General features: G+C 62.4%; 20 protein-coding genes and 1 tRNA gene. 9 read left to right on the top strand and 12 right to left on the bottom strand.

Annotated features, from left to right (window positions below):
- Positions 1–209: 209 nt before the first annotated feature.
- Both ACTJGZ_RS08625 and mnmA read left to right on the top strand, forming a co-directional pair.
- Entirely contained in the window at positions 210–1,619 is a 1,410-nt protein-coding gene (locus ACTJGZ_RS08625) for an FAD-binding oxidoreductase (protein ID WP_441662527.1), read from the top strand.
- Positions 1,620–1,693: 74 nt separating this feature from the next.
- The gene (mnmA, locus tag ACTJGZ_RS08620) at positions 1,694–2,815 is read left to right on the top strand and encodes a tRNA 2-thiouridine(34) synthase MnmA (protein ID WP_441662526.1); all 1,122 of its coding nucleotides are present in this window, start codon (positions 1,694–1,696) and stop codon (positions 2,813–2,815) included.
- Between the two features lie 207 nt (positions 2,816–3,022).
- On the opposite strand, the gene ACTJGZ_RS08615 is transcribed toward mnmA, so the two are convergent.
- A complete protein-coding gene (locus tag ACTJGZ_RS08615) occupies positions 3,023–3,625 on the bottom strand; it encodes a glutathione S-transferase family protein (RefSeq protein ID WP_441662525.1) in 603 nt (200 codons plus the stop codon).
- Positions 3,626–3,941: 316 nt separating this feature from the next.
- Here ACTJGZ_RS08615 and purB point away from each other — a divergent pair, with 316 nt between their 5' ends.
- The 3 genes from purB to ACTJGZ_RS08600 all read left to right on the top strand — a co-directional run bounded on the left by purB (position 3,942) and on the right by ACTJGZ_RS08600 (position 7,227).
- Positions 3,942–5,318, top strand: coding sequence for an adenylosuccinate lyase (purB, locus tag ACTJGZ_RS08610; RefSeq protein ID WP_441662524.1), 1,377 nt, complete (start codon positions 3,942–3,944; stop codon positions 5,316–5,318).
- Between the two features lie 77 nt (positions 5,319–5,395).
- Positions 5,396–5,471: transfer RNA gene (locus ACTJGZ_RS08605), tRNA-Thr, on the top strand.
- 1,099 nt (positions 5,472–6,570) lie between these two features.
- Complete coding sequence (locus ACTJGZ_RS08600) at positions 6,571–7,227, top strand: TetR/AcrR family transcriptional regulator (protein WP_441662523.1); 657 nt, start codon at positions 6,571–6,573, stop codon at positions 7,225–7,227.
- A 50-nt stretch (positions 7,228–7,277) separates the two neighbouring features.
- On the opposite strand, the gene ACTJGZ_RS08595 is transcribed toward ACTJGZ_RS08600, so the two are convergent.
- Positions 7,278–7,595 (bottom strand): hypothetical protein, encoded by a 318-nt coding sequence (locus ACTJGZ_RS08595; protein ID WP_441662522.1) that lies wholly within the window; start codon positions 7,593–7,595, stop codon positions 7,278–7,280.
- A gap of 582 nt (positions 7,596–8,177) precedes the next feature.
- Here ACTJGZ_RS08595 and ACTJGZ_RS08590 point away from each other — a divergent pair.
- A complete protein-coding gene (locus tag ACTJGZ_RS08590; RefSeq protein ID WP_441662521.1) occupies positions 8,178–9,038 on the top strand; it encodes an MBL fold metallo-hydrolase in 861 nt (286 codons plus the stop codon).
- An 89-nt stretch (positions 9,039–9,127) separates the two neighbouring features.
- Complete coding sequence (locus ACTJGZ_RS08585; protein ID WP_441662520.1) at positions 9,128–10,357, top strand: MFS transporter; 1,230 nt, start codon at positions 9,128–9,130, stop codon at positions 10,355–10,357.
- A gap of 11 nt (positions 10,358–10,368) precedes the next feature.
- On the opposite strand, the gene ACTJGZ_RS08580 is transcribed toward ACTJGZ_RS08585, so the two are convergent.
- The 10 genes from ACTJGZ_RS08580 to ACTJGZ_RS08535 all read right to left on the bottom strand — a co-directional run bounded on the left by ACTJGZ_RS08580 (position 10,369) and on the right by ACTJGZ_RS08535 (position 24,356).
- Positions 10,369–11,526 carry a sterol desaturase family protein gene (locus tag ACTJGZ_RS08580; RefSeq protein ID WP_441662519.1) on the bottom strand — a complete coding sequence of 386 codons (1,158 nt, stop codon included), beginning with the start codon at positions 11,524–11,526 and terminating at the stop codon, positions 10,369–10,371.
- Positions 11,523–12,314 carry a phosphatase PAP2 family protein gene (locus ACTJGZ_RS08575; RefSeq protein WP_441662518.1) on the bottom strand — a complete coding sequence of 264 codons (792 nt, stop codon included), beginning with the start codon at positions 12,312–12,314 and terminating at the stop codon, positions 11,523–11,525. Before ACTJGZ_RS08575 ends, ACTJGZ_RS08580 begins: the two co-directional genes overlap by 4 nt.
- Complete coding sequence (locus ACTJGZ_RS08570) at positions 12,311–13,633, bottom strand: F390 synthetase-related protein (RefSeq protein ID WP_441662517.1); 1,323 nt, start codon at positions 13,631–13,633, stop codon at positions 12,311–12,313. The genes ACTJGZ_RS08575 and ACTJGZ_RS08570 overlap by 4 nt, the downstream gene beginning before the upstream one ends.
- A gap of 1 nt (position 13,634) precedes the next feature.
- Positions 13,635–14,441 (bottom strand): MBL fold metallo-hydrolase, encoded by an 807-nt coding sequence (locus tag ACTJGZ_RS08565; RefSeq protein ID WP_441662516.1) that lies wholly within the window; start codon positions 14,439–14,441, stop codon positions 13,635–13,637.
- Positions 14,434–15,510 carry an NAD-dependent epimerase/dehydratase family protein gene (locus tag ACTJGZ_RS08560; RefSeq protein WP_441662515.1) on the bottom strand — a complete coding sequence of 359 codons (1,077 nt, stop codon included), beginning with the start codon at positions 15,508–15,510 and terminating at the stop codon, positions 14,434–14,436. Before ACTJGZ_RS08560 ends, ACTJGZ_RS08565 begins: the two co-directional genes overlap by 8 nt.
- Positions 15,507–16,514, bottom strand: coding sequence for a 3-oxoacyl-[acyl-carrier-protein] synthase III C-terminal domain-containing protein (locus tag ACTJGZ_RS08555; RefSeq protein WP_441662514.1), 1,008 nt, complete (start codon positions 16,512–16,514; stop codon positions 15,507–15,509). Before ACTJGZ_RS08555 ends, ACTJGZ_RS08560 begins: the two co-directional genes overlap by 4 nt.
- 545 nt (positions 16,515–17,059) lie before the next feature.
- Positions 17,060–19,723 carry a PKD domain-containing protein gene (locus ACTJGZ_RS08550; RefSeq protein WP_441662513.1) on the bottom strand — a complete coding sequence of 888 codons (2,664 nt, stop codon included), beginning with the start codon at positions 19,721–19,723 and terminating at the stop codon, positions 17,060–17,062.
- A gap of 33 nt (positions 19,724–19,756) precedes the next feature.
- Positions 19,757–22,600, bottom strand: coding sequence for a TonB-dependent receptor domain-containing protein (locus tag ACTJGZ_RS08545; RefSeq protein ID WP_441662512.1), 2,844 nt, complete (start codon positions 22,598–22,600; stop codon positions 19,757–19,759).
- 213 nt (positions 22,601–22,813) lie between these two features.
- Entirely contained in the window at positions 22,814–23,797 is a 984-nt protein-coding gene (locus ACTJGZ_RS08540; RefSeq protein WP_441662511.1) for a FecR domain-containing protein, read from the bottom strand.
- Positions 23,798–23,816: 19 nt separating this feature from the next.
- The gene (locus ACTJGZ_RS08535) at positions 23,817–24,356 is read right to left on the bottom strand and encodes a sigma-70 family RNA polymerase sigma factor (protein WP_441662510.1); all 540 of its coding nucleotides are present in this window, start codon (positions 24,354–24,356) and stop codon (positions 23,817–23,819) included.
- 271 nt (positions 24,357–24,627) lie between these two features.
- Here ACTJGZ_RS08535 and ACTJGZ_RS08530 point away from each other — a divergent pair, with 271 nt between their 5' ends.
- The gene (locus ACTJGZ_RS08530; RefSeq protein WP_441662509.1) at positions 24,628–25,386 is read left to right on the top strand and encodes a LamB/YcsF family protein; all 759 of its coding nucleotides are present in this window, start codon (positions 24,628–24,630) and stop codon (positions 25,384–25,386) included.
- A gap of 34 nt (positions 25,387–25,420) precedes the next feature.
- A partial coding sequence (locus ACTJGZ_RS08525; protein ID WP_441662508.1) for a carboxyltransferase domain-containing protein occupies positions 25,421–26,536 on the top strand: 1,116 nt, incomplete at its 3' end.

Here is a 26,536-nt window from a genome sequence, read left to right as displayed (position 1 = left end):
GCGCCAGGCGCCTCCCCGCGCTGCTTTTCAGGCGTCTGGCTGCCGTCTGGTTTCTGGCGCCGCGATGGCTGGCGATTTGTAGCGCGAGGAAACCGGGCGCGTCAGGATAGCGCGGCAGCGCGGCCTGAGCCGCGTCTCTATTGATAATAAACGGCGCGGCAGTGCGGCCCTGCGGGCAATGGCGATGCGCGCCAGGAAGACAAGACATCATGAGTGCCCATATCGAATCCTTCCAGGCGCCCCGCGCCATTCCGGCTGTTTTTCTGGAGCGGCTGCGCGAGCGCTTCGGCAGCCGCTGTTCGGAATCCACGGCAGTGCGCGAGCACCATGGCCGTGATGAATCGCCGTATCCTGTCATGGCGCCCGACGCGGTTGTGTTCGCCGAGTCAACCGAAGAAGTTGTGTTTGCGGCCAAGCTCTGTAATGAGTTTGGCGTGCCGCTGATTCCTTATGGCGCAGGGTCGTCGCTGGAAGGGCATGTGCTGGCGGCGCAAGGCGGTATTGTCCTGAACCTGCAGGCCATGAACCGCATTCTGTCGGTCGATGCGGGGGACCTGACGGCGACGGTGCAGCCTGGCGTGTTGCGCCGCCAGTTGAATGAAGACTTGCGCGATACCGGCTTGTTCTTTCCTATCGACCCGGGCGCCGATGCCAGTATTGGCGGCATGACGGCAACGCGGGCCTCGGGCACCAATGCTGTCCGTTACGGCACCATGCGGGAAAATGTGGTGTCGCTGACGGTCGTGACGGCAGACGGCAAGGTCGTGCGCACGGCGGGCCGGGCCCGCAAATCGTCGGCGGGTTACGACCTGACCCGCGTATTTGTGGGCAGCGAAGGCACGCTGGGCATTATTGTCGAGGTGACGGTGCGCCTGTATCCGCTGCCGGAAGCGGTGTCCGCGGCGATCTGTCATTTCAGCTCGCTGGATGATGCGGTGCGTTGCGTGATCGACACGGTGCAGATGGGCGTGCCGGTGGCACGCGTGGAGTTTCTGGATGCTGCTTCGGTGCGTGCCGTTAACCAGTACAGCAAGCTGACGCTGCGTGAAACGCCTTTGCTGGCATTTGAATTTCATGGCAGCCCGGAAGGGGTGCGGGAGCAGGCCGAGATCGTGCAGGAACTGGCGCGTGAACATGGCGGCGAGAATTTCGAATGGGCCGAGCGCCCGGAAGACCGCAACCGCCTGTGGTCGGCGCGCCACAATGCATATTTTGCCTCGGTGCAGTTGCGCCCCGGCTGCCTGGCCAGCACGACAGACGTCTGCGTGCCTATTTCCCGCCTGGCGGAGAATGTCACGGCAGCGGCGGAAGACCTGGCCAAAGCCAGTTTCCCCTCTACCATCCTGGGCCACGTCGGTGACGGCAATTTCCACGTGCTGATGATGCTGGACCCGGAAAGCAAGGCAGAATGGGAAGAGTCGGAAGCCATTAATCACCGCATCGTGCGCCGCGCGATCGAGGCTGATGGCACTTGCACTGGCGAACATGGCGTGGGCTTGCATAAAATGCAGTTCCTGACCGAAGAACATGGCGAAGATGCGATTGCGCTGATGCGTTCGCTCAAGCATGCCTTCGATCCCAACAATATCCTGAACCCGGGCAAGATCATCGCCTGGTAAGGCCTGGCCTGACCAAGGCATTTCACTGTCATAGACGGCGGCGCGGCATGCCGCGCCACCGCACTGCGAATTCCATGTCTGCTTCTTCTTCCGCTCCTTCCCGCGGCCGTGTCGTGATCGGCATGTCCGGCGGCGTCGATTCCTCTGTTTCCGCCTGGCTGCTCAAACAGCAGGGCTACGAGGTGGTCGGCCTGTTCATGAAGAACTGGGAGGATGACGATGACTCCGAGTATTGCTCCAGCCGTCAGGATTGGCTGGATGCGGCCAGTGTGGCCGATCTGGTCGGTGTCGATATCGAAGCGGTGAATTTTGCCGCCGAGTATAAAGATCGCGTGTTTGCCGAATTCCTGCGCGAATATTCGGCAGGCCGCACGCCCAATCCTGATGTCCTGTGCAATGCGGAAATCAAATTCCGCGCCTTTCTGGATCATGCCATGAGCCTGGGGGCGGACTGGATTGCCACCGGGCACTATGCCAGGGTGCGCCGTGTGCCGGCGGGCGGGGGCGTGCGCAGCGAATTGCTCAAGGCGCTCGATGGCAGCAAGGATCAGAGCTATTTTCTGCACCGCCTGAGCCAGGAACAGTTGTCGCAAGTTCTGTTTCCTCTGGGGGAAATTCCCAAGACCGACGTGCGCCGCATCGCAGCCGAACTGCAATTGCCCAATGCGGCCAAAAAGGATTCCACCGGCATCTGTTTTATCGGTGAACGGCCTTTCCGCGACTTCCTCAACCGCTATCTGCCCACTCAGCCCGGCCCTATCCTGACACCGGAAGGCCAGCGTCTGGGCACGCATCAAGGCCTGGCATTTCATACGCTGGGGCAGCGCAAGGGCCTGGGCATAGGCGGCGTCAAAGGGCATCAGAACGAAGATGGCACGGCGCAGGCCTGGTATGCGGCCCGCAAAGACTTGCAAAGCAATGTGCTGTACGCCGTGCAAGGCCATGATCACCCCTGGTTGTTGAGCCATACCTTGCAGGCCCAGGATGCCAGCTGGGTGGCGGGCGAGCCGCCAGCGCCAGGGCGCTATACGGCCAAGACACGCTACCGCCAGCAGGACGCCGCCTGCACGCTGCAGGCGGATGGCGCGGGCGGCTTTACGCTGACCTTTGATGATGCGCAGTGGGCAGTGACGCCGGGGCAATCAGCGGTGCTCTACCAGGATGAGGTTTGCCTGGGCGGGGGCATCATTCTGTAAGCCCGTGGTGCCGGGCGGGTAATGAGCGTCCGGTCTGCTCGAGGCTGGGCGGGTTGGCCAAGCAAACAGGTGGATCCTTCCCGGGCCGGGCCTGAAATCAAAAAATGGCATGCCAGTGAAAAACCGGCATGCCATTTTCTTATCTGCCTGGCGCCATGCCCCTGTTGTCAGGGCAGGCGTGCCAGCAAGAGTGGGGATCTGCCTGTATCAGGGCTGGGTGTCGGCAAACGAGGGGCGGGCGAGCAGTTTCTCGTGCAGGCGCACCAGATTGGCATGGGCCGTGCGCCAATCCAGCTCCTGGAAGTCGCTATCCAGATGGCACAAGGCGCAACCGACGGCAATATCCGCCAGGCTGAAATTGACGCCCATGCAGAACAGCTGTTCGCCCAGTTGCTGATCCATGGCCGCGAGGGCGGCATGCACGGTTTCGAACTGCGCGGCAATGAGATCGCGGCTGCGCTGCGCGTCGGGCCGCTTGCGCTCCGCCAGAATGGCCACGCAGGCATCCAGCAAACCGTCTGCCAGGGCTTCCCAGCCCTTGGCGGCTGCGCGCTCGCGCCCGGAGGGCGGAATCAGGCGGCCGACAGGCGAAAGGGTATCCAGGTATTCGACGATGACACGCGAATCGTACAGCGAAGCGTCGTCTTCCATGACCAGGCAAGGTGTCTTGCCCAAGGGGTTATGGGTTCGCACTGAAAGGGTGCCGGGAACGGCTTCTTCAACGTCCAGTTGAACGTTCAGTTTTTTTTCGGCGAGGACAATCCGTACTTTACGTACGAAGGGATTATTCAGCGAACCTAGCAGTTTCATGAAAGCAACATCATCAGGCAAAGGCGGTGGCAGTATATCCCAGTGAAATTATCCACAGGACGTACCGCACCAAGACATCATGTTTCCGGAGCGGGGCCATCGTGTCATGGCGGGGGCAGGTGCCGGTGCTATCGGCGGAAACCTGTCTGCGATCCGGAACAAGGAATAATGTGCCCGGGCCGACTGTATGCGGCAAGCGACCGATACAGGGAAATCATGCCGTCAAGCGGCTCCAGAGGAGTGTAGCCCGGGCGTGGGGGGATTCTGGATGCTAGAATCCAAGTCTTCGCAAATTGTTGTTTTTTTGTCAGAAATCATGCAAATCGCCGATCAGATCAGTTCCCTCAATGCCTTGTCGCCACTTGACGGGCGCTATGCCGGCCGGGGTGATGCCCTGCGTGGCCTGTTGTCCGAAGCCGGCTTCATGGCCCACCGGGTGGAAGTTGAGATTGCCTGGCTGATCGGCCTGTCCGAAGCCGGCCTGCCCGAACTGCCGCGTTTCTCCGAACAGGCCCGCCAGCGTCTGCTGGCGCTGGTGGAGAACTTCAGCGAAGCCGATGCCGCACGCATCAAGGCCATCGAACGCACCACCAACCATGATGTGAAAGCGGTGGAGTACTGGCTGAAAGAACAGGTTGCCGGGGATGCGGAACTCGACCGCGCTGCCGAATTCATCCACTTCGCTTGTACCTCGGAAGACATCAACAATACATCGCATGCGCTGATGCTGATCCGCGCGCGCGAGCAAGTGCTGCTGCCCGCTCTGGAAAAAGTCTATGCCAAGCTCGCGGGGATGGCCGATACGCATGCGGAACAGCCTTTGCTGGCACGCACCCATGGCCAGCCAGCCAGCCCGACCACGCTGGGCAAGGAGTTTGCCAACGTCGCAGCCCGCCTGCGCCGCGCCATCGACAATATCGCCAAGGTGCAGCCGCTGGCCAAGCTCAATGGCGCCACGGGCAACTACAACGCGCATTACTCCGCCTACCCGGAAATCGCATGGCCCGCGTTTAGCGCTGGCGTGCTGGGCGGCCTGGGCCTGACGCAGAACCGCCATACCATCCAGATCGAACCGCATGACTGGATGGCCGAACTGTTTGATGCCGTGGCGCGCGCCAATACGATCATTCTGGATCTGGACCGCGATATCTGGGGCTATGTCTCGCTGGGCTACTTCAAGCAGCGTCTGAAAGAAGGCGAAGTGGGTTCTTCGACCATGCCGCACAAGGTCAATCCCATCGACTTTGAAAACTCCGAAGGCAATATCGGTCTGGCCAATGCCATGCTGCGCCACCTGTCGGAAAAGCTGCCAGTCTCGCGCTGGCAGCGTGACCTGACGGACTCGACGGTCTTGCGTAACCTGGGCGTGGCGTTTGGTTATGCGCTGGTGGCCTATGACGCCTGCCTGCGCGGCCTGGACAAGCTGGAAGTGAATGCCGCTGCCATCGACGCCGATATCGACGCCTGCTGGGAAGTGCTGGCCGAGCCGGTTCAAACCGTCATGCGCCGCTATGGCCTGCCGCAGCCGTATGAACAGCTCAAGGCGCTGACGCGCGGCAAGGGCATTACGCAGGAAGCCCTGCGCGAGTTCATCACTGGCCTGGCATTGCCGGAAGAACCCAAGGCCCGTCTGTTGGCCATGACGCCGCGCAGCTACCTTGGCATGGCCGTCAGCCTGGCACGCGACCTGTGATCATTTTTCTTGCGCAGGATTTGTATTGCATTTGAATTTACATGCTATAATTTAATTCTTATTGCAGTACAGGTTTCGCCGGTGTAGCTCAGTTGGTAGAGCAGCGCATTCGTAATGCGAAGGTCGGGAGTTCGACTCTTCTCACCGGCACCAAAATGAAAAGGCCCAGTCCATAGGACTGGGCCTTTTTTCGTCTGCGCGCAGCGAATGATGCGCCCGTGTTGTGGGCGGCAGTGCGAAGGCGTGAGGGGTGCCCTGCGATGCTGCCCTGAGGGGGCAGGCGCGGAGCGCCGGAATTCTGGGCCTGGGGGGGGCTTCTTTCTGCGATGGCCTAGACTGTTGGGCACAGGCACAGGCACAGGCACAGGCACAGGCACAGGCACAGGCACAGAGCAGCAGCACAGCAAGTTGCGAGCCGCCCTCAAGCGGCAGCGGGTTCTGATACCTGAGCGGCGCAGCGGATCGGGCGGCAGGCGTAGAGGCAGGGCGGGCCAGCTTATCCTGCCGGTTTGGTCAATAATTGCGCATTCTCTTGCAGGGTTTTGATTTTTAAGGTATTTGTCTGTGTTTCCCAGGTGTACCAACAGGCTTATTCACAGTTGCTGTGGGTAAGACGCGGCCTGGGCCTGAAAGCCGGGGGCAAGCGGGGAAATCGGCATGACGCGGGCGGGGCAGGGCGAGGAAACAGGGGCAAATACCGCGTTCATCGGCCTTTGACGCCGGGATATAGCCCCTCTGGTCAATGATTGATCAATGTGTTTCATGTCATTGAATTGGCTAATGAAATTTTCTCTGTCCCATAAGTGCCAACATGCTTATTCACATTTGTTGTGGGTAACTATGCGGCAGGGGAACGGCCAGGGGCCAGACGGGGAAGAGGCTAAGGCTGCCGGTCATGGCGGCGGCCTCCTGGGTGAGGTTTTCGGCTCAGGTTTCCGGCTCAGGTTTTCTGACTGAACGGAAGGGCCAGCCAGGCAGCCCGCCATGGCAGGGCCTGGGCGCCAGGCGGAATGGGCAGCCTGAGCGTCTGGATTCGAGCGGAATTGCGCTGTTTCTGCCCAAAGAATGACAAGGCTTTGTAAGAATTGGTGTTTTCCCGTATATCCCCCAGCTGCCAACAGGTTTATTCACAGCGATTGTGGGTAACTCCCTTGTTGTGCATAACTTTCACCCGCTTTGTAACTGGGTGGAACAGCGCTCACCGTATAATTGAGGGCCATGTTGTCTCGCTGTCCAGGGAATGTAGTCCGTCATGACCCAATCCACCGATGAACACCCGCGCAAGCGCGTCAGGCTGTCGCCTGCCGTACGGATAGAGCAGATTCTCGACGCTGCCCTGGTTGAGTTCTCCGATCATGGCTTTGGCGCGGCGCGCATGGAAAATATTGCGCGGCGCGTGGGCATGTCCAAGGCGGGTCTGTACGCGCACTTTTCAGGCAAGGAAGCGATTTTTGAAGCCTTGCTGGAAACGCTGCTGGCGCCGGACTTTCCCAATGAGGTCTGGCGGCGCCAGGATGGCCGTTCGCTGGAGCAGGTGGTCGATGAGTATATGGATGAGATCTATTGCACCATTACCGACCCCAAGGCACAGACAGTATTGCGGCTGGTGATTTCAGAAAGCGGGCGCGTGCCGCAACTCATGCAAAAGTGGCGCAATGACTTGTTGCGCCACCTCGAAGAGCAGCAGTGCATCATCAATGAGTGCACCGCCAATGGCAGCCTGCGCGCCAGCGCATTGACGGATTGCTTTGCGATTGCTTTTTCGCCGGCGTTGTACTGCGCGATATGGCAATTGATCTATGCCGATTCTGATTGCAAGCTTGAGTTGAATGCGATCCGCACCGCACATAGACAATTGATGCTGGATAGCTTGCGGCCGTTGCTGGGTGACAAGCCCGGGCAGGATTGAACCGGCCCAGGCATGAAGTCAGCGCTGATGCCAGCGCCAGTGGGGCGGACTCAGGCCCAGGATTGGCTCAACAAAGATACCGGCAGAAAGTGATACCAGGCCAGGAAGGTGGCGGCGCAGACCAGCCAGAGCAGCATGGCGCGCCGGATTTTGCCGGCAAATAACCAGATGACGCACAGGGTTGCGCAAACCGCGATGGCGAATGCCGCCGGTTCACTCCAGCGCGCGGTTTGATACAGCAGGGTGCGAATGCTCCAGGCACTGGATGCGGTGAGCAGCATGACAAAGACCACTGCCTGAGTCAGATGCAGAAAGCAGACCCTGGGTGTGCAAGGGCGATCTGTCGCGGGAGGAGTGGTGGTGGACATGGCGGAATGGCACAAAAAGAAAACGGAAGACCTGGCTAGCTTCTGTATTCAGGGCTCATGGAATCAACGGAAGGGCTTGCGCAATACGGCTGGCAATATGGCTCGCAATACGGCTAGCAACACCCGTCCGCAATAAAGCTCAACGCACGGCTTGAAACATGATTTGGAACATGACGTGAAATCATGACTCAAAACATAGTGTGAAACACGCCAGGCAACAGGCTTGGGCACATGATGTGTAGCATGGCCCGAATCTATGACAGGCAGTTTCAACCGTCCCTGGATTTTATACCGACTTTTGAGTCGTTAGTGCGGTGGCGGGGATAATATTTTCCTTGCATTCTGAAAATGCCACGGGAATGGCCGCGGCCCGCATAAAGCGTATTGGATGGGCCTGGCGGTCAGGCAGTCTGCCTGCGCAGGCCGGGGCGGAGGCTGCGGGGGCAGGCCATGCAAAGGCTGCGCGAGGCAGGAGCGCTCGGTTTGTGCGGCGGTGCCGGTGCTTTCAAGGCGCAGGCAAACGGATTATCATTGCATCATAAGTTTTTTCTGTTATTACTGGTGGTAATTAAGAGGTGGTTAATGAACCGCGCAATCATTGAGTCCTTTTATGACACGGCGACCTCGACGGTGACGCATATCGTGGCGGATCCTGCCAGCAATCAGGCGGCCGTCATCGACAGCGTGCTTGATTTTGATGCCGCAGCCGGCAGGATTTCACACCAGAACGCAGATCATGTCCTGCAAGTCTTGCGCGAGCGGGGCTGGACATTGCAGTGGCTGCTGGAAACCCATGCCCATGCGGACCATCTTTCCGCTGCGCCGTATCTGAAGGCTCAGGCGGGAGGGGAAATCGGGATAGGCAGCCATATCCAGGATGTGCAGCGCGTCTTCAAGGGCATTTATCACCTGGATGACTTGTCCACGGATGGCCGGGAATTCGATAGGCTGTTTGAAGACGGGGAAAGTTTCCAGTTGGGGCAATTGACGGTGCGCGTCATGCATACGCCTGGCCATACGCCGGCTTGCCTGACTTATGTCATCGGGCCGGATGCCTTTGTGGGGGATACGCTGTTCATGCCGGATTATGGGACGGCACGGTGTGATTTCCCCGGAGGCGACGCGGCCGCCCTGTTCCGTTCCATTCGGCGTGTGCTCTCTTTGCCGCCCGAGACGCGCCTGCACCTTTGCCATGATTATCCGGCAGAAGGCGCGGCGCCCCGTTGGGTCACCACGGTTGCGGCGCAGCGTGCGGGCAACATCCATGCGCATGACGGCGTGAGCGAGGCCGAATTCGTGCAGATGCGCACAGCGCGCGACCGTACGCTGGCCATGCCCAAGCTGATCCTGCCATCGGTGCAGGTCAATGTCCGGGCCGGGCGTTTGCCGGAACCCGAAGACAACGGGGTGCGCTATTTGAAATTGCCGCTGAATCAATTCTGATACGGAATTTTGCGCTGGCCGCAGGAGGCACCGCTTCCGGTCTAGAATCTGGCCGGGAATAAGTATTGTTTATGTCAACAAGGTGCATCATGAATTCATCGGACGCGGCACAAGCCAGCGCCAGTGCAATGCCGGACAAGCGCAAGGTGCGCCTGACCATCTTCCTGAGCGTCAGTCTGTCCACGCTGGGGGTCACCATCATCCTTCCCATCCTGGCGCCCTTGATCCGGGAGCTGGGATTGAGCGAAAGTCAGGGCGGCTGGATGGTATCGGTCGGTTCGGTCGTGATGGCGCTGTGCGGCGCGTGGTGGGGGCGCCGCAGCGACACCAAGGGCCGCAAGGCCGTCATTCTGGCCGGGTTTGCCGGCCTGTGCGTCAGCTATCTGGTTTATACCCTGATCATCGGTCTGGGCCTCTATGGCGTGATAGGGGGGATGACGCTGTTTGCGCTGCTGCTGGCGGGCCGGGCTTTCGTCGGCATGTTCCTGCCGGCGGTGCCCACGGGGGCGCAATCCTATATGGCAGATATCACCACGCCGGAAGAGCGCAGCAGCGGCATGGCGGTTATCGGTGCGGCCAATGGCGTGGGGATGGTACTGGGGCCGGCGCTGGCCGGCACACTGGCCATTTTCGGCTTGATCTGGCCCATGGTGCTGGCGACAGTGCTGCCGTTGCTGGCCTGGTTTGTGGTACGGCGTGTTCTGCCGGCGGCGCCGCCGCGCCATCAGGCTGCCGCCCCGCGGCTGAGCCCGCTGGATCCGCGAGTGTTGCCCTGGCTGCTGATTTGCCTGATCAACATACTGTGCATTGTGACGCTGCAAATCAGCGCAGGCTTTTATTTCCAGGACAGGCTGGGGCTGACGACGGCCAGCACGGCGCGCGTGCTGGCTGGCGCGCTGACCCTGGTGGGCGTGACGCTGATGCTGACGCAGGTGGTGCAGATACGTTTGCTGCGCTGGCAGCCGCGGCGGCTGGTTGCCGTCGGCGCGGCGCTGGTCGGGGGCGGGCTGCTGGTGCTGCTGGCAACGCACAGCATGGCCATGTATTACCTGGCTTACATTTTCATTGGCTGCGGGGCAGGCATGATTTTCCCGGGGTTCATGTCAGGCGCTTCCGTCAGCGTGGATCGCGAGCATCAGGGCGCTGTCGCGGGCTTGATCGCCGCGGCCCAGGGAACCGGCGCGATCATCGCGCCCATTGCCAGCACGACCTTGTATGAGATTTCCCCGACCTGGCCATTTTCGGTGCTGGTTGCCTTGATGGCGGCAGCCTGGCTGGTGGCGGTGGTCTGGCTGCGCCGCCTGCACCCAGCGCGCTGAGCGCGCCGGGTTCAGGTCGGGGTGGCGGCTTGCGCCTTTTTGCGCAGAGAGGGCGCGGGCGGGCGTGCGCGGCGGGTTTGCAAGAGCGCCAGTCCGCCATGCGCAGCCAGGGGAAGCGATAGCGCCAGCCAGGCGAGCCATTGCCCGGGCAGGCCGTGCCGGGCGGCACCGGCCAGTGCTGCCGGAACCAGCAGGCAGATGACAAACCAGCAGCCGCTGCCCCAGCGCCTGCCTTCCGACAGGCCGCCCAGGGCCACCGTGCCTGCGGCCAGCAGCAGGAACAGGGCAGCTTGTTGCCACCACACCGGCCATTGTCCTTCCAGCCAGACATAGGCGATAACGACCAGAAACAGCAACACGCCGCCGCTGCCGACCAGCCAGGCGGGGGCGGCGGGCCTGCCGGCAGGGGCAGCGCTGGCTGTTTTGAGACCGGCATAGCGCAGCAGCGGCGCATTGCTGGCACGCCACGGGTTCTCCGATGCTGCCATGCCGGTGACGCCATAGCTCAGCGGGGCATCGGGGTGGACACGTTCGAAGGTACCGAACAGCTTGTCCCAGAAAATGAAGCTGCCGCCGAAATTTTTGTCGATATAGCGGGCATGAGTGCCATGGTGGACGCGGTGGTGGCCGGGCGTGACCAGCACATATTCCAGCCAGCCCAGCTTTGGGGTGACCGCATTGTGATTGAACAGCTGGATCGAATAGTGCAGCGTGGAAACGGCGACAAACATCTCCACCGGCATTCCTGCCACGGCCAGGATCAGAAAGAAGGGGATGGAGGTCAGCGACGAATACCAGGAATTGCGCACGCCCAGCGACAGATTGAATTTTTCCCCTTGGTGATGCACGACATGCACTGCCCAGAGCAGCCGGTAGCGGTGATGCAGGCGGTGCAGCCAGTAAAAGCAGAAGTCCCAGGCCAGGATGCCGGCCGCCCATTGCAGCGCGACCGGCATACGGGTGAAGCCGTTCAGGCTGGCATGCGCGGCAATCCAGCCGAACAGGGCGACTTCCACGCCGCGGAACAGCCACAGCACGATATGCCCGGAGTTGAGGTTGAAAATGGTATCGCGCCAGTCATGTTCGGAATGCCGTTGCCAGTGGAGCCAGCAGGCTTCGGCCAAAACGATGAACAGCATGAAGGCGATGGGCAAGGCCAGGGCATTCAAGAGAGGGTCTCCCGGGAAGTCGGTGCGGCAGCGCCATGGGCCGCAGGCGCGGGCATGGCGGTGCTGGGGCTAGTGCTGTTGCTGGCGCTGGCGCGCTTGCCGGCCAGGCCGCAATAGTGTGCCGCGAGCTGCCCCAGGAGCAGGCCGCTCAGCAGGTCAATGAAGAGGTGGCGCCGCAGCACGATGATGGATAAGGCAATGAGCGCCGCCCAGACCCATAACAACAGATTGGAGAGGCGCGCGCGCGGCCCGGCGCCGCAGCGGCGCAGGGCATAGACGCTGAGCAGGGTCAGGGCGGCATGCAAGGAAGGCAGGCAATTCTGGGGTGAATCCAGCTGCATCAGGCCGCTGAGCAGCCAGCCGGAAAGCGTGCCAGGGTCGGCGGCCGGATAGGAGGCCAGCGTGGTAGGGAACAGCATGAAGCAGACCCAGGCCAGCAGCGCGCAGCACTGCATCGCGGCGGCCAGCGCATACTGGCGTTGTGGCGGGCAGCGCAGATACGCCAGCGGCACCAGGATAAACATGGACAGATAGGGCCAGACCGCCAGCGGGTGGAAGGGCAACAGGCGGTCCGGCAGCAGCTCAGGCAGCATGCGGCCCGGGCCTTGCAGCCAGTGGGCGCTGCCGTAAGCCAGTCCGATGGCGCCCCAGCCGATCAGCATCAGCCAGAGCCGCAACGGGAGCCAGTGCGGGCCCCTGCGGCCCAGCAGCGGCAGGCGGCGGCCCGGCCAGGCGGCTGCCGGAGAGAGGGGCGCCAGTTGCCGGCCGGGGAACGTGCGCCGGTTCATGGCCGCTCCGTTGAGGCCATGGCCGGTGTGCCAGGCAGACGGCGGATGCGGCGGCGTTTTTCGTGCGGCGCCTGTGGCGGTACGGTGTTGTGCAGCGTCCAGCGCAGGCGTGCGAGATCCACCCCATGGCGTTCAAACAGTGCCTGAAGGGCTATCTGTGAGCGTTGCAGGGCCTCAGGCGGGCAATCCGCATGCAGGCTGAGCGAGCCTTCGCCCTGTTGCCAGAGGCGGTAATCGGCATGCAGCGGCAGGGAGAGCGCCAGGGCGCGGCTGCACAGATCGGCAAACAAGGTCACGCTGCCGCCCGCGCGGCCAGGAAGCTGCAATTGGTCGTCATGGCGCCCTTCGATGGCCGAGAGCGCCAGGGTGACGCGGCCGCAGGGGCAGGGGGTGTCGCGCAGTGTCAGAATATCGTCCAGGCGATAGCGCACGATGGGCTGGGTGCGGCGCGTGAAGTCGGTAATGATGGGCAGGAAGCGCCGTTCGTCCAGCCATTCGGGTTCGACATGAATGAACTCTTCATTCAGGTGCAAGGCGCCATGCTTGCAGGTGGCGCCCAGAAAACCTTCCGTGGCCTGATAGACCTCGGCCACCCGGGGGAAGCGCTGGCGCAGGGCATCACGTTCCTGCGGTTCCAGCACTTCGGCAACGGACACCACCATATGCGGCGCCATGCGCAACTGCCCTGCGTCCATGGCTTGCGTCAGCGCGGACAATACCTGGGCGGGGGCAACGATAATACTGGGGCGGTAGGCGCTCAGCCGGTCATATTGTTCCGCCAGGGGCGCGAACAGATCAAAAAATTCCAGTGTCAGCCAGCGGCTGTTCACGCCCTGATACAGGGAATTGTCCGCGCGCAGGAATAGCGCCACCCGCTCGCCCGCGAGCAAGCCGCGAGGCAGCAGGCGGGCCAGGATGGCGCCTGCCCAGAGGCGCCGTTCGGCCGGGCTGGCAACAAATAAGCCGCGCCTGCCCGAGGTGCCGGAGGACAGACCGGGGCTGAAATGGCCAGCCAGCCGGGAAAAATCCCGGCTGTGTTCGGCTTGCAGGGCGCAGGCCAGCAATTCGTCGCGCTTGAGGCCGGCCGTGTTCATCTGGTCGAACTCAGCCATCATCAAGGCCTTGTCCATCAAGGGCCACTGTGACAGCGGCAGGCCGATAAAAGGCCGGAAATAGGCGCTGTGCGGCAGCGTGTCATGCTGGAAGCGCAATAGCTGGCGTTCCTGGTGCGCTTGCAGGGCAGCGCGGCTGTCAAAGCGCAGGTGGCGTGTGCGCTGGTAATGCCAGAGGGTGGCGAGGGTATCCCAGGCGCGGCTCATCTCAGATGTCCCCCTCATGGCTGAGCAAGATGCGCACCCGCCCGTTGCGGTGCAGTTCCGCCAGTTGCCGCAGCGTGCGGTAATAGGCGGGAACATCATGCAGCACCAGATGGGCCAGCCGTGAGGGCGGCGTGCCGTCACGGTAGCTGGCGGGCGCCCAGGCGGCGTCGCTGGCCAGCAGTGTCCAGCCGCTTTCCGTATGGACAAACGCGCCCAGATGCCCGGCGGCATGGCCGGGCAAAGGGACGATGAACACTTCGCCGTCCGAGTCCGGTAAGGGCCAGCCTTGCTCGAAGGGGTGCAATTCGTCTGGCAGCGCAACGCCGGGCAGGGTTTCCACCGGGCGCAGCCGCTGTTCGAAGTCGTCGGGAATCAGCCCCGGCACAAAGGCCTGGCGCAAGGCCTGCCAGCCGCGCAAAGGCCGGGTAGCGGCCCAGCCGGCGCCGGAACAATAAATGGGCAGTGACGGAAAATCGCGCAGTCCGGCAATGTGATCACCATGAAAATGCGACAGCAGGATGCCGTCCAGTTCATGCGGGTTGATTCCTTCCTGGCGTAATTGATGCGCCAGGGCATCTTCCGCTGTGAAATGCACTGGCGTGACCCGCCGGTACAGGCTGATCAGCCCGCGGCGCGTTTGCGTCTGGAAATGGCTGGCATAACCGGTGTCCCAGATCCACTGGCGCCGTTGCGTGCGGATGCGCCAGGCGCGTGCCGGAAAGCGGCAGATGCGCAGTCCGGCGCCCCGCAATGCCATGCAGGCCGGATGGGTGCAATAGCCGGCAATGTAGGTATGCAATTCAGCCATGGCGCGTCCTGTCTGGCGCATGCGTTTGCAGCCAGCGGGCCGTCTGGCGGACGCCATCCGCCAGGCGGGTGGGCGGCTCGTAGCCAAGTTCGGCGCGCGCCCGGGTCTGGCTCCGTGTCATATCGAAGTTCACGGCACCGACGCTATAGCGCGTCAGCATGGGTTCTCGTCCGCTCAAGCGGGCCGCTGCCTCCATGGCGCCGGCTGCGGCAGCGAGCAGCGGATACGGAACGGCTTGCAGCGTGATCTTCAGGCCCAGTTCCTGAACCAGCAGCTCGCGCAGGATGTCGGCCAGCCGTACCGGCTCATGGTTGCTGATGTTGTAAATGCGGCCATTGGCCAGCGCGGGTTGGGCTGTGGCCAGCATCATGGCATGCACGACATTGCCGACATAAGTCATATCCAGCAGCGCCGCGCCGCCGCGCGGCAGTTTCAGCGCGCCGGCTGTGGCGCCCTTCAATTGCGCCAGCAGGCGCGGCAGCAGCACCCGGTCATGCGGGCCGAAGATCGCACGCGGCCGCAGCAGCGTGAAGCGGGTCGCGCTGCCGGCGGCGGACAAAGCAGCCAGCGCTTGTTCGGCGGCGTGTTTGCTGCGCGCATAGTCATTGGCATAGCGGCGGGCGAGAAAATCTTCGGGGACATCATGGCGGTGCTGGAAGTCGAAATACAGGGAAGGCGTGGAAATGTGGATAAAGCGCGGCACGCCGGCCCGGATGGCGGCTTGCGCCAGGGCGGCGGTGGCAGTCACATTGATGCGCTGGAAATCCTGCGCTGGCCCCCAGGGAGAAGAGAGCGCGGCGCAATGCCAGACGGCATCGGCGGTGGCAAGCAGGGTGTCCAGTTCATGGGCGCCCGCCAGTGTCAGGTCGCAGGCATGAAACGGGATGCCTAGGGCGGACAGCGCGGCGCCGCTCGCGGCATTACGCCCGGTGGCGATGGGGTGGTGGCCATTTTCATGCAGCCACTGGACGGCATTGCGGCCCAGGCCGCTGGTCGCGCCAGTGACCAGCACGCGGGTGCCTGGGGGCAGGGCAGGCGGCGTCAGGGTCTGGCTCTGCGCAAGGTTCATAGCAGCCACGCCAGAGCGGCTAGCGTCAGGCCGGCGCCTGTGCCGATCAGCGCCGCCGGTTCGCCTTGCGGCAAACGTCCGGCCAGATGCGCTTCATGCAATGCCGTCGGTAGCGAGGCGGCCACCTGATTGCCGTGCGTGGCATAGATATCGACCAGCTTGCTGCTGGCAATCCCCAGGCGTTCGCGCATATGGGACATGCCGAGGTGGCTGGCCTGGTGGGGAATGACCAGGGCGATGTCGTCGAGCGTGAGGCCGGTATCGGACAGCAAGTCCGCCAGCAGCGTTTGCATCAGCGGCGCTGTCTGGCGAAACAGCCGGGTGCCCTGCATCTGAAACAGGAAGTCGGCATCATTCATGCCGCTGCGCGGGTTGCGGCGGGTGCCGCCAGCGCGGATTTCGCAAAGCGCGCTATGGCGGGGGTGCGTGTGCTGGCGAAAACCCAGCAGCCGTTGCATACCGTTACCCTTTTCGACGATGACGCATGCGGCGCCGTCACCAAAAATCAGGGAAGACTTGGGATCCTGCCAATTGACACCGCGCGAGGCGAGGTCGGCGCAGACGATGGCAATACGCCGGTAGGCGCCGCTGCCAAGCAAGGCGGCGGCGGTATGCAGCGCCGTAATAAAACCGACGCAGCTGGCATTGATATCAAAACCGGGGGTGCCGGCGGGCAGGTTTGCCTGGGCCAGCACATGCGCGGCTGAACATGGCAGCGCCTGGACAGGAATGGCGCTGGCGCTGATGAGCAGGTCTATGGAGGCAGGCGGGATGCCGCCTTGGCGCAAGGCATCCTGCAATGCCTGCGCCGCCAGCCAGGCTTGGTCGTCCTGGGTATCCGCAAGATGGCGGGATTGAATGCCAGATTGGGCCAGGGTGTAGCCGGCAGGGCGCCCGAGTTTGAGGTCGAGTTCTGTCGCAGTAATGCGCTGGCCGGGCAAAGCCTTGCCAGTGGCAAGTAAAGCCAGGGGCAAGGTAGCAATAGGGGATGAATGGGCTGGCATGACTGCTTTCTAATCCTGCTGCCGCCGCAAGGCAAGGAAATGGGGCAGGGGAATTTATCTCAAATTGTATGCGGCGGGCGCGGGTGTTTGGGGCAGATGAGCGGATAGTGCTGAGCAATTTTTGCTCGCTGCCCGGAAAGCCGCGTGTTTTCTGGATGTTCCTGGAATGCCCAAAGGATGTTCCCAGGGTTGTTCACAATGTATGTGTGTAAAGCCGGAAAACGCCGCGCGGGGGACATGCGCCGCGCAAGCGGGCGGCAAGATATCCACAATTTCCGGCCGCCATTTTCAAAGCCTGTTTTTATAAACAGTCTTTTTTCCTGGAAATGATGCGCCGCAAGAAAAAAAACACAGTCTGGGACAGAACTGTGTCTTTTTTGAGCAGGGAATTTCAGATGATTGAAATTACAGCCTTTTTTTCATCGAAAGGGGGCTGCCAACAGGGTTATTCACAGAAGTTGTGGACACTCTGCTGGCCGCCTCGTTTTCATGATCTATCCACAAGGGAAAGCGGCGCTGCCGTTTCCCTTGCCGGGCGGCTGCGTTTATTTCCCCCAGTTCCAGCCTTGCAGCGGCACATAGATCTGAGTGTTGTGCCCGACGGTCTGCGTAATCTCAGGGATAGAGAACGACATCTGGAAAGTGTAGATATCGAAATTCATATCGCTCGCCCAGAAGTCGGGTTTGCTGGTGCGTTGCGGCGGCATGGGCGGCAGAATCACCTTGAAGACGACCGACTCTCCCGCTTTGACGACATCCGGCAGGCCTTCGATGCGCGGCTGATAGCTGGCGGCGTTTTCAAAGTCGCTGCTGTGCTTGGCAGGCGTTTTGCCGTCGCTGGGGAAGAACTTGGTCACGTTTGCGGAGACATCGGCCAGCCGGTAATCCTTGCCGATGGCGCTCAGGCGCATGTACTTCACCGTGCCGCCATTTTTATAGCGTTCGTAGAGCATCTGCCGGTTCGCCATATCGCCGCTGGCCGTGCCCAGCTGGAGCGCAGATTGCCGGCCATCAATACGATAGACCGTATTGAATTGATTGCTGTCCTGCTCTCCGATGATTTCCGTATAACCGGAATCTTCTTTGACGCGCAGGGTGTCGAGCGTGAGGGCAGTGGCATTGGCAGGCGCGGGTTCGACCCGCACGATCAGGCGCTGGACTTCGGTCAATTCCGAGCCGTCAGACACTTGCAGGGTGAATTTATAGTCTCCCGGGACGTCAATATTGCAAAGCTTCAGGGCCATGCGGTTGCCTTCGACCGCATTACTGAACGAAGACTGGAATTGACTGCCGGCGGGCTGGTCGATAGACAGGCGGTAATACAGCTGATCGCCATCGGGATCCAGCGCGGCTGCCTGCAGGATCAGGTTTTCGACATCGCCCATGCGCTTGGTATGGCCCCAGCCCAGGCTGGAGGCTTCCAGGTTGGTGAAGTCGCAGCTCAGGCCATTCTGCGCCTTGGTGCCGTTAGTGATGAGGGTATAGCGGTAGATGCCTTCATTGTCGTCAAACTCTCCCGGTGTGATGCCGATGAAACGCGCCACAGGAGGATTGTTCTTGGCCTTGACCATGACCGTCGCCGTCTTCGGATAGTCCGTCCACTCCGACGCGCGGCTGGGTGTGCCAGCGCTGTCATAAACGATCAGTTCGGCCTCATAGGCGCCTGCCACATCAGGGATGAAACTGGCGCGCGCCTCATTGGCGTGCTTCAGTTCGGCCTTGCTATTGGCGGGCTTCATGGACCAGCGCCATTGATACTTCATGCCATAGGTGCCGTCATCGGGGTCGCTGCTCTTGGTGCCGTCGAACCAGGCCTCAATACCGGCCATGACGCTGCCTGTGTCGGCGCTCACCACGGCCTGCGGGCGGCGGTTGGCACCGGTGCGCACGTGGACTGTCTGCGAGGTGCGCTGGCTGTCTGCCTTGCCGTCGTTGACGGTCAGGTACATGGTGTAGTAGCCATCGACCGGCTTGCCTGTCGCGTCCCCGGTCGTGGTCGGGCGGAAACTCAAGGTGGTGCGGCCGGTATAGGTGCTGAGGTCAGGACGGCTGAAACCTGCCGGTGTATCGCCCCATTCCCATTTGTGGGTCAGGGCATCGCCGTTCTTGTCATAGGAATCGCTGAAGAAGTAAATGTAGGCAGAGCTGGTGCCGCTGGCGCTGAGCAATTCTGCTTCGTTAAGCGGATAGTAGTCGCGCAGGACCGCAACGGGCGGCGTATTGGCTTCACCTTCCGGGCTGGCCACGTTCACGGTAGCGCGTGCGGCGGTGCTGCGGCGCGTGCCGTCGAAAACGTAGAGATCCAGGTTGTAGCTGCCGGCCAGATCGGCCGAAAAGCTGGGCGTTTTCGTGTCGGCGTTTTCCAGTTTGACATTGGCATACGCGGTTTTCGGCGTGTTGCCGAGATAAGGCGACAGGCGCCAGCTGTATTGCAGCGTATCGCCATCGGCGTCATAACTGTCGGAGGCATCCAGTTTGATCGTCTGGCCGGTATGGCTGCTATAGGGGCCGCCTGCCATGGCCACAGGCTGGGTATTGGCCTGCGTCGCATGCACGGAGATCACAAACTCGTTGCTGGTCTTGCGGCCATAGGTGACAACCAGCCGGGCCAGATACACGCCAGGGAGGGTAGGCGTGAAGCCGGGCTTGGCCGAATAGGCGTCGTAGAGCTGGACGGAGTCGCCGTTGGGGTCACTGACGGTCCAGAGATAGGCCATGCCCTGCTCATCACCGCCGGCTGGCGGCGTGCTATCGCTGCCATCGAGTTGCGCCCAGCCGTTGATCAGCGCATTGACCGTATCGGTCGGTCCGGCTGCGATGGGTTCCGTGCTGCCTGCGGTAATGACGACGCGGCTGTGGTTGCTGCTGGCTGAGCCGTTGCTGACGACCAGGTCGAACTCATAGCGTCCGGCCACATCGGCGGTGAAGCTGGGGGTCGCGGTATTGGCTTTGTCCAGGGTTGCCTGGCTGCCTGCCGGCTTGCTGACCATCGTCCACGTGTAGCTGGAGGCGGCCGTGCTGCCGCTGCCATTGAGGGTGACGGTCGTGCCGAGGGCGACCGATTTGGCGCTGCCGGCATTGGCGACAGGGGTGGCGGTCGAAGTGTTGTCTTCGGTCCAGTCGTCGGAGGCGCCGTTGCCGCCGCCGCAGGCAGCCAGCACCAGTGCAGCGCCTAGGCTAAGCGCGAGATTGCGGATATTGAGTTTCATAAGGGGTTCCTCGGGAGGGCCTAGTGATCAGAATCAGAATTGCAGGGTGACGCCCAGCCTGGCGGTGCGGCCAGGCGCGGGTACCAGGCCCAGGCTCAGCGCATCCAGGTAATAGCGGTCGGTGATGTTGTCGATGTTGAAGTCCACGCTGATGTTGTCGTTGACGCGATAGGTGGCGAAGACATCGAAAATCCGGTAGGAGTGCCATGGCACGGGGCGCAAGAAACCGTTGCGCGTATCGTCGAAGGCGGTGGGCATGTTGCGCTGCCCCATGAAGGTGCCGCGCACGCCCAGCATCAGGCGGCGGTCCAACAGACGGGTGCCGATGCGCGACGAAGCATGCCAGCGCGGCGGGATCATGTTCGTCACATAGCTGTTGGCCAAACCGTAGTCGGTGCAGTCATAGCGCCGGTAGGACGCATGCTCGCAGACCGCGATGTGGTTGTAGCGCGTGCCAGCTGCTTCGAAGAAGAATACGCCAGCGTCATATTCCACGGACAATTCGGCGCCGCGCACGCTGACTTTGTCGATATTGCGCATGCGGAAGACATTGCGGCTGTCGGTGTCTTCCCAGCCATAGCTGACGGTACGCGTCAGGTAGTCCGAGGTCGTGTTGCTGAAGTAGGCCAGCTTGACGCGCAGTTTGTCGGTGTTGGTGAAGACCGCATCACGCAGCAGGTTCACGCCGATTTCGCGGTTATAGGCATGCTCGGGCTTGAGGTCTGCGCCTATGGTGGGGGCGACGGAGAAACCGCTGGTGTTCTCGAACAGGCTGGGCATGCGGATGGCTTCGGCGTAGCGCAAATACATCTGCAGGCCGTCGGCGGGTTCCCAGGTCAGGCTGGCCAGCGGCGTGGAACCGCTGTTGCGGCTGCTGTAGAACACCGGCAGGCATTTGCCGAATGCGTCAACGGCTTCGCACCAGGTGCTATTGGCCGAGGGCGTCTGCGCTTTGTGGTCCTCGGATTTGTAGCGGCTGTAGCGCAGGCCGGCATCCAGCGTCAGCGTCGGCAGCACTTCCCATTTGATGGCGGTGAACAGGTTGTACTCACGCCGTTCCCCGGCGCGCGCATCGCCGTCCGCGCCGAAGATGTCCGAGCCGTTGCCGGAGCTGCCGTCCGGGCCGACGGTTTCGCGTTGCAGCGAGAAACCATAGCGCCATTCCGGCATGCCCCAGACGTCGAAGCGCGAGGTATTGCTGAGATCAAAGCCGGTGCGCTTGTAGCGTTCTGTGACGTTGCTGGATTCTGTCGTTATGCCGCTGGCGAAATCGCCGGAGACGGCATACAGGTCGTTATTGCTCTTGGTGTTGGTATGCCACAGGTTGGCCTTGACGTCGAACCAGGTATTGTCTGCCGGCGTCCAGCGGTAGCGGCTGGTATAGGTATTGGCCGTGACATGGCTGTTGTTGGTCTGGGCAATGTCATTGGTCCAGAGCAACTGCGATGGCATCAGCTCACCGTAAGTGCTGTCATAACGCAGCCAGCTCAGCTCCAGGTCGTGGTCGGCGGGCAGCAGCAGCTTGGCCTTGACCAGCGTGGATTCGCTTTTGAAGTTGGTATTGGCAATGCGTTCGCCGCCACGAAAACGCGTCGCGCCCTGCAGTTCGGGGCGGACTTCCGTATAGAAAGGAAGTTGGCGCCGGTCAGAGAAATCGACATAAGGCGTAGGGCCGTGGGTGCCTGCATAGTAGTTGCCCTGTTCGCGCCGGGCATAGGCAGCCACCAGGTCGATGGCCTCGAAACGCTGTGCCAGCGCAATACTGCCCGCCCAGCTTTTGGGCTTGTACCAGTCAGGCCGGTCCATGCCTTCATCGGAAGCAAAACGCTTCGGGATGGCATAAGAGCCGCCGCCGGGCCGGGCTTCGTTGCAGACCTCCGGGCTGGAGCAATTGATGCGCCAGGCGCCGTTATCCACACCGCCGCCGCGCAGGAAGTAGCCGGACGGCGTGCCTGGTTCCGGGGCCGAACCGCTGTTGTTGCCTATCATTTGGCCGCGCACGCGAATGCCGAAGGTGCGCCCGTCGCGCAGAATGTCGTCAGCGCCGATGGTGCGCGCGCTGACCAGGCCGCCCGTCGCGCCTTCGCCGCCCGCGGACAGGGTCGGGCCTTTTTCGATCAGGATGCCGCCGATCAGGTCAGGGTCGATATAGCTGCGCGAAGATACGCCTGAATAACCGCGGTAAACCGTGGTTTCCTGGCGCGCGCCATCCACCAGCACCGGCACTCGGCCCTGGCCCTGCATGCCCCGGATGTTGACGTCCAGACCGCCGGAGTTGCGGTTTTCGCCGATCAGAACCCCTGGAATGCCCTGGAAAATATCGCCGACCGAGGTACCGCGGAACAATTCGATATCGTCGCGCGTCAGCACTTTCATCGAGCTGGCGCTGCGGAAGGGCAGGTCTTTGTCTTCGTCAGGCGCGGCGCCCTGAACTTCGATCTCATTGAATTGGAAGATGCCGTCCCGGCTGGCGGGGGCGGCTTCCAGGGTGTACCCGGTGCTGCCGGCGCGGGCCGCCAGGCCTGTGCCCGACAGCAGCTGATCCAGTCCGGCGCGCACGGTGTAGCTGCCTTCCAGGCCGCGCGAGCTCAGGCCCTGCACCTGTTCCGGCGTAAACGAGAGATTCAGGCCGGATTGGCGGGCAAACTGGTTCAGGCGCTCGGCCAGGGGGCCAGGGGCAAGATGATAGGTTTGTACGCTATTGGCGCTGTTTTGTCCCTGCGCCTGTACCGGTTGCGGCGGATAGGCGAGCAGCAGGGCTGCAGCCAGCGCCAGGGGCGGACATAGGCCAAGGATGCGGGGGCGAGCGCTGAACGGGTGGCGCAGCGGCGCAGCGGCAGGCACGGCTGGCGGCCGGCCGGAAGAGGGCAAGGGCATAGCGGCAAGATCCAGAAATGAGAGTCTTTTCCTCTATGCCGGATGAAAACGGAAAACCCGACAGAAATTTTGACGCGATTTATTGTTATTTCTATTTCTGTCCCGCAATGGGCTGGTGCTGACGGGGGGAAGGAGAGGGGACGGCAGGAGCGGGAGGGCGAGCGTGGGCAGGCGAGCGTGGGAAGGCAGGAACAGACAGCAGCCGCTGGCGGCTCAGGCGCGGGCTTGCACGGTGGTCCAGTACCGGGTGCGCTGACTGATTTCCACGGGCAGGACTCGCGGCAGCAAGGCCAGCAGCGTATCGGTATCGCGCAGCTGATAGGTGCCGGAAATCCTCAGAGCAGCGATTTCCGGGGCCCAATCCAGGCGGCCAGGGCGATAGCGCCCGACTTCCTCAAGAAAATCAGCCAGCGGCATATCCTGCGCCACCAGCTGGCCTTCGGTCCAGGCCATCATATCCATGCCGGGCGCGGCGACAGGGCGGGCGCGGCTGGGGGTCAGCAGGTAGTCGCTGCCCGCGGAAGCGGTGACGGGCAAGGGCATATGACGGCCTTGCATGGGAACCGATCCAGTGGCCGTATGGACATGTGTGCCGTCGGCCCGCTGGCGCACGGAAAAATGGCTGCCTGTCGCATCCAGGCGGCCGTCCCGCGTGGCGATTTGCAGCGGCTGGCGGCCCGTGCCGGGCTGGGCGCCCAGGCTATTCAGACTGATTTCGCCCCGGTCCAGCAGAATCAGCCGTTCGTCCGGGCCGAAGCGCAAACGGACAGCGCTGTCGGTATTGAGCTGCAGCGACGAGCCGTCATCGAGAGTCAGCGAAGCGTGTTGGCCTAAGGGGGTGTAATGGTCGGCGCGCAGGCGCTGCCATGGCGTGTATTCATGCACCATCCAGGCAGCCGGGGCAGCCAGCAGGAGCAGGCTGCCAAATTGTCCGAGGGCCCGGCGCCGCGAGAGCCGGGTGGCGGAGCGGTGCAGCAAAGTCGCCGGGCTGACGGGCAGCCCGGCAGGCACCTGCTGCACATGCTGGCGCAACTGGCTGTAGGAGGATTGCACGGCTTGCCAGGCGCACTCGTGCGTAGGGTGGCGCTGGCGCCAGCTCATACAGGCCTGTTGCAGACTGCTGTCCCCAGGCTGGGACTGCAGGCGCACCAGCCAGAGAATGGCTTGCTTTTCGAGTTTTTCGGAGGCGCTGGGCATGGCAGTAGCGGGCGGGTAATCAGTCGGCGGCGGGGTCTGCCTGCATCAGGCGATGGCAATGAAATAGCGCATCAGCCATATAGCGTTCCACCGTCCGCACCGAAATCCCCATTTGGCTGGCAATTTCGGCATAACTCATGCCATCGAGCTGCGCCATCAGAAAAGCGCTGCGCACCTTGGGTTTCATAGCTTCAATCAGGCGGGAGAGCTGCTGCAGGGTTTCCAGAATGACGGCGTGTTCTTCGGGGGACAGCGCCAGCGGCTCGGGTTGTTGCGCCAGCGCGTCAAGGTAGGCGCGCTCCAGCGTCTGGCGGCGCCAGAAGTCAACGACCAGGCCATTGGCGATGGTCTTGAGATAGGCGCGCGGCTCCTTGAGCGCCTGGCCCTCCAGGGGCTGGGCCTGATGCCGCGACAGCATACGCAGAAATGTGTCCTGCGCCAGATCGGTTGCCTGGCTGGAGTTGCCAAGTTTGCGTGCCAGCCAGCGAAGCAGCTCGCCATAATGGGAGCGATAGAGGTATTCGATGGTGCTATGGTCGGCGGGAGCCTGGCGCGACATGGTGGTGCAATGGCTTATGGAACAGGGCGATAGGGGGCAGGCGTTCAGCTGGCTGGGCAGGCCAGAGTCTTCTGCCGAAGCTCTTCATGCTATAGAAAATGAAACTTATTATCAATGCTGGTTATCAAAATACAACAGCGGCCAGGAGAGATCAAGCCTGCGCCGGGCCGGGCGGCCGGGGGCGTCTGCGTCTTTGCCTGCGCCGGCATTGCACTGCTCAGCTATGATCCATCATGGCTGTCACCGCGGCCGTCATCAAGGAAACCATGGAATGAAAACCATAGACCTCAATAGCGATCTCGGCGAAAGCCTGGGAGCCTGGAAAATGGGTGACGATGCGGCCATGCTCGACATTGTGACCAGCGCCAACATTGCCTGTGGCTATCATGCGGGCGACCCCGCCGGTATGCTGGAAACCCTGACTGCGGCGCGTCAGCGCGGCGTTGCCGTGGGGGCCCATGTGGCCTACCCGGATCTGATCGGTTTTGGCCGCCGCAATATGGATGTCGCCAGCGCAGACCTGACGGCGGGCGTGATTTATCAGATTGGCGCGTTGCAGGGGCTGGCGCGGGCGGCTGGGGCGGAGGTACGCTACGTCAAACCGCATGGCGCGCTCTATAACACGATCGCCCATGATGCGCGCCAGGCGCAGGCCGTGATTGCCGCTATCAAGGCCATCGACGCCAGTCTCGCTCTGGTGGTGCTGGCGGGCTCGCCATTGGCTGCCTGGGCGGCGCAAGCAGGCCTGCGCACTGTCGCCGAAGCGTTTGCTGACCGCGCTTACACGCCGCAAGGCACACTATTGCCGCGCCGGGAGCCCGGCGCGGTTTTGCACGACCCGGCGCTCGTCGCGCGCCGTATGCTGCGTCTGGCGGAAGAGGGGCGGATCGAAGCGGTGGACGGCAGCTTTGCCAGAATAGAGGCGGATTCCATTTGCGTGCATGGCGATAGCCCCGATGCCGTGGGCATGGCGCGAGCGGTGCGCGAGACGCTGCAAAAGGCGGGCGTGGTCTTGCAATCTTTCGTCTGAGTCGGCGGTATCCGTATCGAGATAGGAGCAGCTTTTGCGATTTCTTCCGGTCAATTCACACGCCTTTCTGGTCGAATTAACAGACTTGGCGCAAACCCTGGCAATGTTAGAGGCGGTGCAGGCCGCCGCCATCCCGGAGGTAGAAGAAGTTGTGCCCGCTGCCTCGACTCTGCTGGTGCGTTTTCATCCGGCGCGGATAAGGCGTGAGGACTTGGCGGCGCGTATTGCGGCCATGCCGCTGGCGCAGGGGGGGCAAAAGCCGGGGCGTCTGGTGGAAATCCCCGTGCGTTATGACGGCGAAGATCTGGAAGAAGTGGCGCAACGGCTAGGGCTGGCGCGTGAAGAAGTGATACGGCGCCACACCGGCAGCGAATACCAGGTTGCCTTTACCGGTTTTGCGCCGGGCTTTGCCTATCTGGCCGGCGGCGACCCGGTCTTCGATGTGCCGCGCCGCGCCACGCCGCGCACGCGGGTGCCGGCAGGCGCAGTCGGGCTGGCAGGCCGCTTCAGCGGCGTGTATCCCCAGGATAGCCCCGGCGGCTGGCAGATTATCGGCGTGACGGATGTGCCAATGTGGGACAGCACGCGTGATGCGCCGGCCTTGTTGCAGCCCGGCATGCGGGTGCGCTTCGTTGCGGCGGCGGGCGTGTCGCCGGGGGCGCACCCTGTGAAATCCGCGGCGCCTGATATGCCTATGACGCCTGCCACTCACGGCGCAGCCAGCCTGGCTTGCGTGGTGCGTCAGACGGGTTTGCTGGCTTTGTTTCAGGACGCGGGCCGTCCGGGGTGGGCGCATCAGGGCGTGGCCGCCTCGGGGGCGCTGGACCAGGCGGCGCTGCGCGAAGCGAACCGGCTGGTTGGTAACGCGCCGGGCAGCGCATGCATAGAACTGGTGCCTGGGGGTTTTGAAATAGAGAGCCGCGGCGAGCTGGTCGTGGCGCTGGCCGGGGCGCAGGCGTCATTACGCTTATCCGATCGCAGCGGGCGCAGCTGGCCGGTGCCTGCCTATCAAGCGCTGGCGCTGGCGCACGGGGACCGCTTGACGGTCGGGGCGGCAGAGGCCGGCAGCCGGGCATATCTGGCCGTGCGTGGAGGCTTTGCTGTCGAAACCGTCCTGGGCAGTTGCGCGACTGATACCCTGGCCCGGATT

Origin of the sequence: Kerstersia sp., from assembly GCF_052103615.1 — a bacterium.
GTDB lineage: Bacteria > Pseudomonadota > Gammaproteobacteria > Burkholderiales > Burkholderiaceae_B > Kerstersia.
Note: the sequence above shows the minus strand (reverse complement) of the source record. Positions and strands in the feature narration are given on the sequence as shown.